We start from the raw sequence: 13,074 nt of genomic DNA, 5'->3' as shown, positions 1-13,074 counted from the left end.
TTTAGCGATCGCTGGGGTCTTGAATCAAATGCGCCAAGACGGCGGGATCCATGTGCATTTCAATGAAATCGGCCAAGCCGTCGAACACTGTTTCCAGCGTGGGCGCTTGTGCACCGAACAAGGCTTGCAGCACAGCCGGGCATTCAAACAGACCATGCAAATAGGTGCCCAACACTTGGCCATTGCTGTTTTGCCAAGCCAGCCCCGCCATGACTTCATGCAATGCGGCGCCACCGGCCAGCATGCCGCTGTGGCCTTGCGTTTGGCCATGGTGGATTTCGTAGCCAGCCACCTCGATGCCACACAGTGCAGACCAAGCCCCATGCACCTGATCAAAGCGTGCCAAGGTCTTGGTCACGGTCTTGTCGGGCGCAAACTGGGTCACCAGCGGCAGCAAACCCAGGCCCGGCGCGTTGCCGTCAACCCCGTGGGTGTCGATCAGTGCTTCTCCCAGCATTTGCAGGCCGCCGCAAATGCCGAGCACCGCACCACCGCGCTGCGCATGCTGCGCGATGGCCGCGTCCAGCCCCTGCTGGCGCAGCCAGGCCAAGTCGCTGCTGGTGTGTTTGCTGCCAGGCAGGATGACCCAGTCACTGGCTTGCAAGCCAGCCAATTCGGCCGGGCTGCGGGCCCAAAGCAGACGCACGCCGGGCACATTTTTGAGCGGCTGAAATTCGTCCAGATTGCTGATGCGCGGGTAAGCGATCACGGCCACGGTTTTGGTCACCGCCCCGTTGGCAAGGCTGCGGTCATCAAACACACCATCTTCTTCGGGCAGGCCATGCTGCCACCACATGGGCAAAACGGCGACGGTGGGCACACCCGTCAAAGTCTGCAGCATCTCGGGCGCTGGGGCCAGCAAACTGGCGTCGCCCCGGAACTTGTTGAGCACAAAACCTGTGATCCGCTTTTGGTCTTCGGGCGGCAGCAGTGCCCAGGTGCCATACAGGTGGGCAAAGGCCCCACCCTTGTCAATGTCGGTCACCAGCAGGCATTGGGCGTTGGCGTGGCGAGCCACGCGCAGGTTGACGATGTCGCTGGCCATCAGATTGATTTCGGCTGGCGATCCCGCACCTTCGATCACCACCACATCGTTCTCGGCGATCAGTTCGTCCAAAGCCTGCGCAATCTGTGGCCAGACTTTTTCGCTGCGCCCGCGCCAAGGGGTTTCGGTCAGTTCGGGGTGCACCTGCCCGAGCAACACCACCTGGCTGCGCGTGTCGGCCTCGGGCTTGAGCAGCAGCGGGTTCATGCGCACATCGGGTTCAGCTTTGGCCGCCAGCGCCTGGAAATATTGCGCGCTGCCAATCTCGCCCAACCCGCTGGCACTGGCAACCACGCGGGCGTTGTTGCTCATGTTCTGTGCCTTGAAAGGCGCGACCTTGAGCCCTTGGCGCGCGTAATGGCGGCACAACGCGGTGGTCAACCAGCTTTTGCCTGCGCCGCTGGATGTGCCCAGCACCATGATGCAACGCGCTTTTTGAGGCGAGGTCATGTCATCACAAACGAGGCAGCGCCACGCTTTGGCCTTCTACCGACACGATGCGGATGCGCTGGTCGAACACCGCTTCAATGGCCCGCTGCGTGGCTTCATCGGCGCAGGCACCATGGTGCACCACGCGCCCGGCTTGCATGACCACCACGTCATCGGCGTGCAAGGCCATGCCGATCTCGTGCAACACGCTGACCACCGTGGTGCCTTGGGCCAACAGGCAATGCACCTGCTCCAGCCAGTCCACTTGGTGCGGTGGGTCCAGATTGGCCAGTGGTTCGTCCATCAGCATGACGGGCGCATTGACCGCCAAGGCACGGGCCAGCAACACGCGCTGACGTTCACCGCCCGACAACTGCCCCAAGGTGCGATCACGCCAGTCCCAAGCTTGCGTGGCCTTCAGGGCCGACTCGACCATTTGCTGGTCCAGCGCACTGGGCGCAGACAACCAGTCCTGGTAAGGCAGACGGCCCAGCATCACCACATCGGACACCCGCAGGTCGTCGCTGGCGCCCTCACCCTGCCCCAGCCATGACAGCTGTTGCCCTCGTTCACGTCGGCCGATGTTTTCCAAAGGTGTATCGAACCAATGCACCAGCCCTTTGGCTGGCAGCAAGCCGGACAAAGCCTTGAGCAAAGTGGATTTACCGGCCCCGTTGGGGCCCACAATGCTGGTCCATCGGCCAGCGGGCAGGGTCAAGTTCACCCCGTGCAGTACCTCTTGCCCACCCAGAGCAACGCGCAAGTCCTGTGCTTTCAACGCGGCGCTCATGACAGCCCTCCAGCCGATGAGATGCGGGACATGCGCCACAGCAAATAACCGCCGCCCAGCATCGCCGTGAGCACACCCACCGGCATTTCCTGGGGGGCAATCAAGCCGCGGGCCAGCAGGTCTGCCAACAAAAGCAGCAAGCCGCCCGTCAGCGCGGCCAGCACCACTGTCCAGCGGTGCGTGGTGCGCACCAATGCACGCACCACATGGGGTGCGGCCAAGCCCACAAACGCGATCAATCCCATTTGCGCCACCGCCGTGCCGGTGGCCAAAGCGATCACGGCGATGAGCCACACGCGGGCTTGTGCCAATGGCACCCCCAGACTGAGTGCGGTGTTTTCGCCCAGGGTGAGGGCATCCAGAACACGCGCCATCACCACCGCCAAAGCCACGCAGAGCAGCAAGACGGCGCACATCAGCAGGCACGAGGTCCAGCCAATGAAGCCTGTGGAGCCCAGCATGAAGCCTTGCATGCCCTGCCAGACTTCGGGCCGCCACAGATTCAAAAACGAGGTGATGGCCCCCAGAACCACGCCCACCACCACGCCGGCCAACAACAAGCGCAGGGTGTGTTGCACGCCACGCGCCAACAGCAAGGTCAACATCACAGCCAACACTGCGCCCGCAAACGCGGCGCCGGTCATGCCCAGTTTCACCCACCAGCCCATGGCCATCACACTGCCGCCGAACAGGCTCAAGTAAATGGCCACACCCAGCGACGCGCCCGAGGCACTGCCCAACAAATAAGGATCGGCCAAGGGGTTGCGAAACAAGCCTTGCGCCAAGGCCCCAGCCAAACCCAGCAAAGCGCCACCCGCCCAAGCGCCCAACGAACGGGGCAAACGGATGTCCCACACGATTTGCCAGACCACCGTGTCCGCGGTGCCCTGTTGCGCGGCCTGCCACCAAGGCTCCCAGCCTGTGCTGCCCATGGCGCTGCCCAGGGCGATGCCAACAGCCCCCAACACGGTCAGTGTCAGGCTCAGCAGCCAGGGCTTGGGCGACGGGTTCAAGGCTTGTCTCCGGCGGTACGCTGCAAACACTGCGCCATGAGGCGTGCGCCTTCGGCCATGCGCGGGCCCGCACGCACCAGCATGTCGGACTCTTCGGGCGAAAAGGCGCAGACCTTGCCGGACTGGATCGCCTTGAGTTGAGACCACCCGGGTCGCTGCACCATGCTGGCTCGGCTGCTGTCACCGGCCATGATCACATCGGGCTGGGCGCGCACCACAAACTCGGGGTTGATTTTGGGGAAAGGCCCCAAGCTGGCGGGCAAGATGTTGCGCATGCCCAAACGCGTGAGCGTTTCGCCGATGAAAGACGACTCGCTTGCACCGTAAGGCGCAGGGCTGACTTCCACGTAAATCTTTTGCCCTTTGGCGCGGGTTGGCAAAGACTGCGCGGCAGCATCCACGCCCGCATCGATCTGTCGCCAAATAGCATCGCTCTGGGCTTTGGCCACGCCCAACGCCTGAGCCACTTGGTGCAACACCCGCTGCGCATCCGCATGGGTACGCGGCTCCAGCACCAGCACATGCAAGCCCAAAGACTCAAATCGTTCGGCCCCCCGAGCCGATGTGGCCATCAGAATGAGATCGGGGCGCTGAGCCAGCACGGCTTCAATGCTGGGGTCCAGACCACCACCCATGCGCGGCAGTTGGCGCACCGATTCAGGCCAGTTGGAGTAACGGTCTAGGCCCACCAGTTTGTGGCATTGCCCCAGCGCACAAACGGTTTCAGTGAGAGACGGCAAAAGGCTCACGATGCGCTCGGGCGGTTTGGCGATCACCACATCCTGCTGGCGGTCGTCACGCACCGTGATGGCCTGTGCCCAAGCTGAGCACAGCAACAAGCCCATCAAGCAGAGTGAGCGAACATCAAGCATATTGGTCTACCCACTGGCTGATGATGCGGTGCATCTGCGCCACGCCGTCGATCAAGGCCGCCGGACCCGGTTGCAAAATGTCGGCCGATTTGATTTCAAACAACTGCCCGTTGCGCACGGCAGGCACATCTTGCCAACCTGGACGCGCTGCCACTTTTTCAGGCCGGAACTTCTTGCCGCACCATGAGCCGATGATGATGTCTGGCGCGCGGTCGATGATGGTCTGCGGATCGGCAATGATGCGGTCCTTACCCAGCGACTGAACCGCCAGCTCGGGGAACACATCGTCGCCCCCGGCCATGCCCAGCAATTCAGACACCCAGCGGATGCCACTGATATGGGGCTCGTCCCATTCTTCAAAATAAATCTTGGGCCGCCGCTTGAAGCTCGCAGCCTTGTTCTGGATCGCATCCAGCTCGGCCCGCATGGCCTGCAAACGCACCAAGCCCTGCTCGGCCTGCCCCACCATGGCTGCAACCTGGTAGAGCATCGAAAAAATCTCATCCACGCTGCGCTGGTTGAACACCGTGACCTGCACGCCCGCACGGATGAGCAAAGCCGCGATGTCGGCCTGCAGGTCCGAAAACCCAAAAACACAATCGGGCTTGAGCGCCAGGATCTTGTCGATCTTGGCGCTCAAGAATGCACTGACCTTGGGCTTTTCTTCACGGGCACGGCGCGGACGCACGGTGTAACCCGAGATGCCCACGATGCGCTGCTCTTGCCCCAACAAATAGAGCCACTCCGTTGTCTCTTCGGTGAGACAAACGATGCGTTGGGGGGAAAGCGCCAATGAGGACATTACTTAGGACTGTATTGCAAGGTGGCAAACAATCCACGGCCAGGTGTGTTGTAGCCATAGGCCAGTTGGTACTGCTTGTCGAAGGCGTTTTCCAAACGCAAGCGAGCCGTCCAGTTGTCGTCGATCTTGCGGCTGGCGTACAGAGCGACTGTCGCGTAACCGGCCAGGTTGACACCCGGGCTGTAGTGCGAGTCTTTTCGCTCACCCGAGGCATACACCTTCATGCCCATGTCGTAGCTGCCAAACGTGCGTGACACATCAAGGGAGGCGTATTGGCGAGCACGGCGTGCCAAGCGTTCGCTGTAGCTCACACTGAAAGGGTCTTGCGAAACGGCGCTCAGCTTGATGCGGTTACCCAGCCATTGGGCCCTGACTGTTGCTTCAAAGCCTTTGTTGCGTGATTCGCCAATGTTCAGGACATTGAAATCCTGGTCATAAGCGATTGCGTCGTGGGTGGATGTGGCGAAGTAAACCACACGGACCAGCATGTCTGCATCCGAAAAAACGACCCCAACTTCGTGAGTTTGATGGCTTTCTGGCTTGAGCAATGCATTGGCTGCCACATCGCTGGCTGTGGGTGCGCGGAACCCGGTGGATGTGCTGGCCGTTAAACGCCAGTGGGGTGTCCACTGGTAGCCCAAACCCAGCAAACCGGTATTTTTCGCTGTCCGGTTATCGCTGGTGCTCCAAGCGTTCGCGTGCGCCACTTTGACCTCGTCACGGCGCACATTAAATTGTGCTGTGAGGCGATCAAACTTTTGGGTCAGACCTGCAAACAAGCCAGTGGAAGTGCGCTCCATGTCGTAGGCGAAGTCACCGATGGCAGAAAATTTCTCTTCGCTGTGATCGGCACCAAAGCTGATCGCCGTGCCTGGGCCGACTTGCCACTGGTTCAACCAGCGCAAGGCGTTTTGCGAGCCTTCGAAATGGCCGTTTTTGGACGAACGGTCGCCAGCGGCATAGGCCACACCATTTTTCAAATCGTCGTAAGACAACTCGGAACGGGACAGGTCTAGGCTGCTGACCCAGTCGGTCGTGATTGCTTTGCGCGCAAACACACCTAAAAGATCGTTTTTGGGTTTGAACAAATGGCTGTCGGTCACACCCGTCGTGTCGTCGTATTCCATCTGGGCACGGCGACTGCTGGCACGCAGGCCCAACGAAAGATCGGCATCCACTTTCTTTTCGAAACGTGCAGCAAAAGATTCTGAAGAAAACCCGTCTCGATCCGGATTGGCACGCGTTTTTTGTGTGGTGTTCATGGCCGAAAAACCGTCGCTGCGGTTTTTGCCAACACTGATGTCAAAGCGGTAGTCGCCCGAAGAACCGCCGTAACCGGCACTCAGGCCCACCGTGCCATGGGTGCCCGCACTGAGCGCACCATAGGCCTTGGGAGCACCCGTGCCTTGGCGGGTAAAAATCTGTATCACACCGCCAATGGCCGATTCGCCATACAAGGCACTGGCATTGCCTCGCAAAATTTCAATACGGTCAATTTGGTACAAGGGCAAATCGGTGATCTGCAAAAAGCCAATGCCATCGGTCTGTGCACGCACGCCATCGACCATCAACACCAGGTTTTTGCTTTCCTGCCCGCGCAGGAAAAACGAGGTTATGGTGCCAGGACCGCCATTACGGCCAAATTCGAAACCCGCTTCACCTTGCAACAAATCAGCCAGTGACTGCGCCTGAGATTGCTCAATCTCCTGACGCGTGATCACCGAGACCGACGGCAAAACCTCCGACAAGGGCTGTGACATGCCGGCCGCAGTGATCACCACAGGATTGAGTTCGAGGGCCTGCGCAGACGCGCCGACACCGCAAGCCAACGACAAAACAGAAAGCGCAGGCGCAAAACGGCGCGCACAAATGGAACGATTTTTCATTAAAAACTAACAAGTCAAACGCCCTCACCGCCTTCCCCGACAGTGCATGGGCTTTACAACCTGTCTTGCGACAGGTCACCTTGTTGGCCGGTATCCGGGCTGACAGAGCGACCTTCATCACCTTCCCGGCTGCCTGTTTCAGGGCGACCAGTGGTTTGAGATGAAAGCTGGGTTTTCGTTTGACTGAAAACCCGTCTGCTTACCGTTGCGGGGGCAGCGCAGGTTAGGTGGGCCGTGGTGGCCTGTCCCTCCTGCTTCCCGTTGAACTGCGTGCCGTGAACCGGCTGCGCGAGCACCAACGTCGCTATTTTATGTTGTAACCTGTCTGCCAGCCTACAAATGGCCCCACCCATCTACAATGTGAAATCATTTTTTCTTTGTCTGCCATGGCCCATTCCGACACCATTGATCAAATTGCCGAGCGTGTGGATCATTTGTTGCTGCGCCACGAAGAGCTTCAACGAACCAACGCTTTGCTGGCACAACAAGTTCAAGCACTCACCACCGAACGCGATCAGCTCAAGTCCCGCCTGGCTGCCGCCAGAGCCCGAGTGGATGCCCTGATTGAGCGCTTGCCTACATCGGCCCCTGCTTCTCCTGAGGCTTCTGTATGAGCAATAAACAATTGGATGTCCAGATCATGGGCCAAAGCTACATTCTGGGTTGTCCAGAAGGCGGCGAAGAACGTTTGCTGGCAGCCGTCAGCAAGGTCGACCTGGCCATGTGCAAAATCCGCGACGCGGGCAAGATCAAGGCGCGCGACAGGATTGCCGTTTTAGCCGCATTGAACTTGGCGTTTGATGCACCTGAAGCCGCCCCCAGCGCCCCAGCCGCCACCACCGCCGTGCCTGACATCACCCAGGAATCCCAGCAACGCTTGACGCAATTGCTCAAACGCCTGGATCAGGTTCTGGAACAAGACGGTCAATTGATCTGAGCAAGACATGGCACCGTTGCAGGTCTAAAGAAAGACCTACAATCGCGCTGTCTGCGGTGCATGCCGGGCTTTATATTTCCTTGAACCAATGCTCATAGAGCCCGGGCTTGGTACATTGGCTGGTGAGCGTGATCATCTCGCGTCAGATGAACCCAACGCCAGTCTGCCCTCGCCCACCTGAACCCCGGTTCAGGATGCCGGTCCGGTGGCACTCGCAGACACCTTTCATTCCTCCCCCGCCCCCCTTAAAAACCATGATCATCGAACCTCTGCTGCTGGCCGAATTGGCTGTTCTTGGCCTTTGCACAGGCTTTTTGGCGGGCCTGCTGGGCATTGGCGGCGGCATGATCATGGTGCCGTTTCTGACCTACATGCTCGGTTCGCGCGGTGTGGGGCCGGACTTGGCGGTCAAGATGGCCATTGCCACTTCAATGGCGACCATCATCTTCACCTCGATCTCCAGTGTGCGTGCGCACCACAAGAAAAATGCCGTGCGTTGGGACTTGGTCAAGGGCCTCGCGCCCGGCATCGTGATGGGCAGCCTGATTGGCAGCTTGGGCATTTTTGCGTTTGCCAAGGGCACTTACCTGGCGCTTTTCTTCGCGCTGTTCGTCAGCTTTTCGGCCACACAAATGTTTTTGGACAAGAAACCTGCGCCGACGCGCCAAGTGCCTGAATTCAAGGGGCTATTGGGTGCGGGCGGTTTGATTGGTTTGCTGTCGGGCTTGGTGGGCGCGGGTGGCGGCTTCATCAGCGTCCCCTTCATGACCTGGTGCAACGTGGCCATTCACAATGCCGTGGCCACCAGTGCGGCCTTGGGATTCCCGATCGCTTTGGCCAATGTGGCCGGTTATATCGTGAGCGGTCAGACGGTGCAAAACCTGCCTGAATACAGCTTCGGTTATCTCTGGTTGCCTGCTTTGGTGGTGATTGCTACTTGCAGCGTGCTGATGGCGCCTATGGGGGCAGCCACCGCACACAAGTTGCCGGTTAAGCAGCTCAAACGCGTTTTTGCCAGTGTCTTGTATTTGCTGGCTGCCTACATGCTTTACAAAGGCCTGGTCGCCTGATACATCAGGCAACTTGCTGGCCCGATACCCTCAGCGCATCTGAATGCTGCCTGTGATGTTGACCACCACGCGGGATTTTCCGGGCAGTGTGGGAACGGGTGAAGCCGCTGAGTCGTCCATTTGAACCATGGCCATGCGCGGCATGACGCCCTCGCCTGTTTCTTGACCGCTTACGCTCACTTCCTTGAGTGTGTAGTTGGCAAACCCAAATTGCTGTGTCAAGGCTCGGGCTTTGATTTTGAAGCGCTCGACAGCTTGAGTCTGGATTCTCATTTCAGCCTCATTTCTCTGCTCGGCACTCAGCTTCCAGTTGATCTGCGACACCGTTAAATCTTGCAGCTTGCTCGCAAGCAAGGTGATCTGTTCGGCATCTCTGCCCTGCAAGACGACCTGAGCCGAACCCTGCCAACCATTGATCTTGCCTTCGCGGCCATAACGGGGTGAAACATTCATGCTGCCTGTGCTCAGCTCCAGCAGGCCGGGCTTGATCGATGGAGAGGCCACAGCCAAAGCGGCAGCCACCATCGTGTTCAATTGCTTTTGAATACCGGAGGCTTGCGGCCCTTCTTTTTGCACGCCCAAGGTCATGACCAACCAGTCTTGTTGCACTTCGGTTTGCTCGGATGCGCTCAAGTGCAGCAACTGCTGCGACAAGTTCGAGGTGTTTGAGACTTCACTTTGCGCGTGAGAGAGTGTCAGGGCCGAAATCAACCCCAGGGCGGTCAGGGCAAGGCGTGCAGATTTCATGGTGTTGTTTGGGCTGCGAGGCCCCATGTCAAAAGAGACTGAATTGTGTAGGCACAGAGGCCACTGCCGATACAGGCTTGTGCGTTCTTTGGTGTCAGGGTGTAACGCACCAAGGTGCCTGATCGTGAACCAGCCCCATCCACAAGGCCCAACCCGACACAGCGGCCAAAGCGAAGCCTGCGACACGGATGCCCCAAGCACCATCGCCCAGACTTTGCATGCGCAAAAACAACCATGGGCCTGCCCACAAGCTGATGCTGCTGCCCAATGCAAACAAAGCCATGGTGGCGGCACCTTCCAGCGGCTGGCTGGTCAAGGCCGCAACCATCAAGGCAGAGTAAAGCAAACCGCAAGGCATCAAGGCCCAAAGTACGCCCACCAGCCACGGTGCAGCGCTGCCCCAGCGGGCATTGAAGGCACGCACACGCGCCCAAAGTTGTCTGGCGGCACCATCGAGCCACACAGGTTGCCGGGCCGTCCACATGAGCAAAAGCCCCAAGACAACAGCGGCCACATGCAAAAGCGTCCACACGGGGCGAATGGCGGCTGACTGGACCGTGAGCCAGCCCAAAGCCTGAACACTGGCGGCGGCCACAGCCCCCAGCAAGGAATACCCCAGCACACGCCCGACCTGGAAAGCCAGCAGTGCTTGCCCTCGCTGCGCGCCTGCGGCTTGGCCCAAGCCTGCACAAGCCGCCCCGCACATGGCGACACAGTGGGGTCCACCCATGATCCCCATCATCAAGGCCGTGATCGCCAAAGAGCTTTGCATTGAATTTTTGCCTGAATGTTGTCCACCGCATTGTCGGCGATGAACGCCAAGCGGCTGACGAACCCGGACTCAGATGATCTTGGAGAAACGGGTGCGGTTGCGATCGGCTTGCAAATAGCGGTCAAACACCATGGCCACACCGCGCACAAAAAACCAGCCCATAGCCGTGACCTGAATGCCTGAGTCATTCAGTTGCACCAGACCTTGGTCCTGCAAGGCTTGCAGCTGCACCAGTTCTTTGGCAAACAGGCTTTTGAAGTCAACCAACCAGGCCAGGTTAATGGACTCGTATTGCAGATGCCCCTGGCACATGAGCGCCATGATGACCGAGCGGCGAATCAGGTCGTCACGGGTCAAGGCCAAACCCCGAACGACAGGCAAATGCCCTTGGTCGAGCAGGTCGCAATACTCTGCCATGGTCTTGGCATTTTGGCTGTAGGTGGCACCCACTCGGCCAATGGAAGACACACCCAATGCGATCAAATCGCAATCCGCCTGCGTGCTGTAGCCTTGAAAATTGCGGTGCAAACGCCCTTGCCGCTTGGCCACCGCCAAGGCGTCATCCGGCAAAGCAAAGTGGTCCATGCCGACATACACATAACCGGCATCCACCAGGGCATCAAGCGAACGCGAGAGCATGGCCACCTTGTCGCCACCCGATGGCAGCTCTTGCGCGTGGATGCGCCGTTGGGGCTTGAAGCGCTCCGGCAAATGGGCATAGGCATACAAAGCAATGCGGTCCGGGCGCAAGGCATTGATTTGAGCCAAGGTGCGGTCAAACGATTCAGGGGTTTGCAGTGGCAGGCCATAAATCAAATCCACATTGACCGACTCGAAGCCCAAACGACGCGAAGCCTCGACCAGCTTGAAAACCTGCTCGGCGGGCTGAATCCGGTGAATCGCTTTTTGCACATGGGCGTCAAAGTCCTGCACGCCAAAGCTCAGCCGGTTGAAACCCAGTTCGGCCAAAACGGCCAAGCGGTTTTCGTCGACCGTGCGCGGGTCCACTTCGACCGAATATTCGCCCCCCGGCACAAATTCAAAATTTTCCCGCAGCATGGCCATGAGTTGACGCAATTCGTCGTCGCTCATGAAGGTCGGCGTACCGCCACCGAGGTGCAATTGGCTGACCGATTGACCCTGCCCCAAATGCCGGGTGTGCAGTTCGACTTCTTTGGTCAGATAGCGCAAATAGTCGGCGGCGCGCTCTTTGTGTTTGGTGATGATTTTGTTGCACGCACAGTAGTAGCAAAGCGATTCGCAAAACGGGATGTGAACATACAAAGACAAAGGCAACTGCTTGCCCACCAAGCCTGATTTGCGTTGCGTCAAGGCCTGCACATAGTCAGCCTCGCCGAAGGCTTCGACAAAACGATCCGCAGTCGGGTAAGAGGTATAGCGTGGCCCCGGCACATCGAAACGTGTCAGCAATTCGGGTGTGATGACGGACATGTGGCTGCCCCTTAATGAGAACGTGTTCATAACAAGCCATGCACTTTGCCTACTTACCGCCATATCGGTATTGACTCACATCAAATGCAATACTTGTTTTTGGTGATTTTTTACATAGACAGGGTATACCCGCAATTTATGTCGTTTTTTAGGTTTAAGCTCAAGGCTTGATCCAAGGCAAATCCATTGCTCAACCATGAGATGACCATGAATCCCCAAGCCATCAAAGTCGCCTGTTCCAACTGCAATCTGCGCGAGTTGTGCATGCCCATGGGCCTGACCGACCACGACCTAAACCGTCTGGACGATCTGGTGGCAGTGCGCCGCAAGATCAAACGCGGCGACACTTTGTTTACCAATGGTGAAAAGTTTTCCTCGCTGTACGCCATACGGACGGGCTTTTTCAAAACCTGTCTGGCCACAGAAGACGGTCGCGATCAGGTCACGGGCTTTCAGATGGCGGGCGAAATCATTGGTCTGGATGGCATCGTGAATGACCAGCACACTTGCGATGCCGTGGCATTGGAAGACGCCGAAGTCTGCGTGATGCCGTTTGACCGGATTGAAGAAATTTCGCGTGAAGTGACGGCTTTGCAGCACCATGTGCACAAGATCATGAGCCGGGAAATCGTGCGTGAACACGGTGTGATGCTGCTGTTGGGCAGCATGCGGGCCGAGGAGCGCCTGGCCGCATTTTTGTTGAACCTGGTGCAGCGCTTGCATGCACGGGGCTTCTCGCAGTCTGAATTGGTCTTGCGCATGACCCGTGAAGAAATCGGCAGTTACCTGGGTCTCAAACTCGAAACGGTGAGCCGGACGTTTTCAAAGTTCGTGGAAGACGGCATTGTTGAAGTCAAGCAACGGCACGTCCGCATTCTGGAAACAGAGGGCTTGCAGCGTTTGGTCAACAACCAGAATCACCACTGCCATTGAGGCGAAAAGCGGGTCAGCAGCAGCCGTCCGTTCGGGCGCAATCGCTTGGGCGCTGATCGCTGGGCACCGGGCAGCGGTTGACCTCAAAGGGCGACATCGACAACAGCGTGGTCAGTCCGCTGGACACCATGGTCAAGGCCCAAAAAGCGAAAAAAGCCACGGTATAGACCCCTTGCCTTGAGAGCACCAAGGGGTGGCCAAACCATTGCAAATCCTGCGGGTCGACCAATCCGAACACCAGCATTTCCAGCAAGCCCGCCACCAAAAAAGCGGGCCATGCAATCCACATCATTCGTTTTGCCAACATGCTGGTCTCCTGTGCCCTG

The 13,074-nt window shown here is 58.5% G+C and carries 14 protein-coding genes, 1 other RNA gene and 1 riboswitch; of the genes, 5 read left to right on the top strand and 10 right to left on the bottom strand.

Annotated features, from left to right (window positions below):
* Position 1: 1 nt before the first annotated feature.
* The 6 genes from ACZ5VE_RS07140 to ACZ5VE_RS07115 are packed head-to-tail and all read right to left on the bottom strand — an operon-like array spanning position 2 to position 6,837.
* Positions 2-1,495 (bottom strand): cobyric acid synthase, encoded by a 1,494-nt coding sequence (locus tag ACZ5VE_RS07140; protein WP_464457304.1) that lies wholly within the window; start codon positions 1,493-1,495, stop codon positions 2-4.
* 4 nt (positions 1,496-1,499) lie between these two features.
* Positions 1,500-2,264, bottom strand: coding sequence for an ABC transporter ATP-binding protein (locus tag ACZ5VE_RS07135; RefSeq protein WP_464457303.1), 765 nt, complete (start codon positions 2,262-2,264; stop codon positions 1,500-1,502).
* Positions 2,261-3,277 (bottom strand): FecCD family ABC transporter permease, encoded by a 1,017-nt coding sequence (locus tag ACZ5VE_RS07130; RefSeq protein WP_464457302.1) that lies wholly within the window; start codon positions 3,275-3,277, stop codon positions 2,261-2,263. Before ACZ5VE_RS07130 ends, ACZ5VE_RS07135 begins: the two co-directional genes overlap by 4 nt.
* On the bottom strand, positions 3,274-4,149 hold the full coding sequence (locus ACZ5VE_RS07125; protein WP_464457301.1) for an ABC transporter substrate-binding protein: 876 nt from the start codon (positions 4,147-4,149) through the stop codon (positions 3,274-3,276). The genes ACZ5VE_RS07130 and ACZ5VE_RS07125 overlap by 4 nt, the downstream gene beginning before the upstream one ends.
* On the bottom strand, positions 4,142-4,951 hold the full coding sequence (locus tag ACZ5VE_RS07120; RefSeq protein ID WP_464457300.1) for a cobalamin-binding protein: 810 nt from the start codon (positions 4,949-4,951) through the stop codon (positions 4,142-4,144). The genes ACZ5VE_RS07125 and ACZ5VE_RS07120 overlap by 8 nt, the downstream gene beginning before the upstream one ends.
* A complete protein-coding gene (locus tag ACZ5VE_RS07115; protein ID WP_464457299.1) occupies positions 4,951-6,837 on the bottom strand; it encodes a TonB-dependent receptor domain-containing protein in 1,887 nt (628 codons plus the stop codon). The genes ACZ5VE_RS07120 and ACZ5VE_RS07115 overlap by 1 nt, the downstream gene beginning before the upstream one ends.
* Before the next feature lie 68 nt (positions 6,838-6,905).
* Positions 6,906-7,152: riboswitch (cobalamin riboswitch) on the bottom strand.
* 71 nt (positions 7,153-7,223) lie between these two features.
* Here ACZ5VE_RS07115 and ACZ5VE_RS07110 point away from each other — a divergent pair.
* The 4 genes from ACZ5VE_RS07110 (at position 7,224) to ACZ5VE_RS07095 (ending at position 8,844) form a co-directional block, all read left to right on the top strand.
* Positions 7,224-7,451 (top strand): DUF904 domain-containing protein, encoded by a 228-nt coding sequence (locus ACZ5VE_RS07110; protein WP_464457298.1) that lies wholly within the window; start codon positions 7,224-7,226, stop codon positions 7,449-7,451.
* On the top strand, positions 7,448-7,774 hold the full coding sequence (locus tag ACZ5VE_RS07105; RefSeq protein ID WP_464457297.1) for a cell division protein ZapA: 327 nt from the start codon (positions 7,448-7,450) through the stop codon (positions 7,772-7,774). The genes ACZ5VE_RS07110 and ACZ5VE_RS07105 overlap by 4 nt, the downstream gene beginning before the upstream one ends.
* Before the next feature lie 45 nt (positions 7,775-7,819).
* Positions 7,820-7,999, top strand: a non-coding RNA gene (gene ssrS / locus ACZ5VE_RS07100) — 6S RNA.
* Between the two features lie 29 nt (positions 8,000-8,028).
* The gene (locus tag ACZ5VE_RS07095) at positions 8,029-8,844 is read left to right on the top strand and encodes a sulfite exporter TauE/SafE family protein (protein WP_464457296.1); all 816 of its coding nucleotides are present in this window, start codon (positions 8,029-8,031) and stop codon (positions 8,842-8,844) included.
* A gap of 30 nt (positions 8,845-8,874) precedes the next feature.
* Here the strand turns inward: ACZ5VE_RS07095 and ACZ5VE_RS07090 are convergent, their stop codons facing one another.
* From ACZ5VE_RS07090 to hemN, 3 genes are all read right to left on the bottom strand, one after another.
* Positions 8,875-9,591 carry an SIMPL domain-containing protein gene (locus ACZ5VE_RS07090; protein WP_464457295.1) on the bottom strand — a complete coding sequence of 239 codons (717 nt, stop codon included), beginning with the start codon at positions 9,589-9,591 and terminating at the stop codon, positions 8,875-8,877.
* 94 nt (positions 9,592-9,685) lie between these two features.
* Positions 9,686-10,363 carry a sulfite exporter TauE/SafE family protein gene (locus ACZ5VE_RS07085; RefSeq protein ID WP_464457294.1) on the bottom strand — a complete coding sequence of 226 codons (678 nt, stop codon included), beginning with the start codon at positions 10,361-10,363 and terminating at the stop codon, positions 9,686-9,688.
* 69 nt (positions 10,364-10,432) lie between these two features.
* Positions 10,433-11,815 carry an oxygen-independent coproporphyrinogen III oxidase gene (gene hemN, locus ACZ5VE_RS07080; RefSeq protein ID WP_464457293.1) on the bottom strand — a complete coding sequence of 461 codons (1,383 nt, stop codon included), beginning with the start codon at positions 11,813-11,815 and terminating at the stop codon, positions 10,433-10,435.
* A 207-nt stretch (positions 11,816-12,022) separates the two neighbouring features.
* Here hemN and fnr point away from each other — a divergent pair, with 207 nt between their 5' ends.
* Complete coding sequence (gene fnr / locus ACZ5VE_RS07075; RefSeq protein WP_464457292.1) at positions 12,023-12,748, top strand: fumarate/nitrate reduction transcriptional regulator Fnr; 726 nt, start codon at positions 12,023-12,025, stop codon at positions 12,746-12,748.
* A gap of 13 nt (positions 12,749-12,761) precedes the next feature.
* Here fnr and ACZ5VE_RS07070 read toward each other — a convergent pair whose 3' ends face one another.
* Positions 12,762-13,055: a hypothetical protein gene (locus tag ACZ5VE_RS07070; RefSeq protein ID WP_464457291.1), complete on the bottom strand. Its 294-nt coding sequence runs from the start codon at positions 13,053-13,055 to the stop codon at positions 12,762-12,764.
* Positions 13,056-13,074 lie beyond the last annotated feature (19 nt).

This window comes from Limnohabitans sp. INBF003 (genome assembly GCF_055396645.1).
This window is presented reverse-complemented; position numbering and strand designations above follow the sequence as displayed.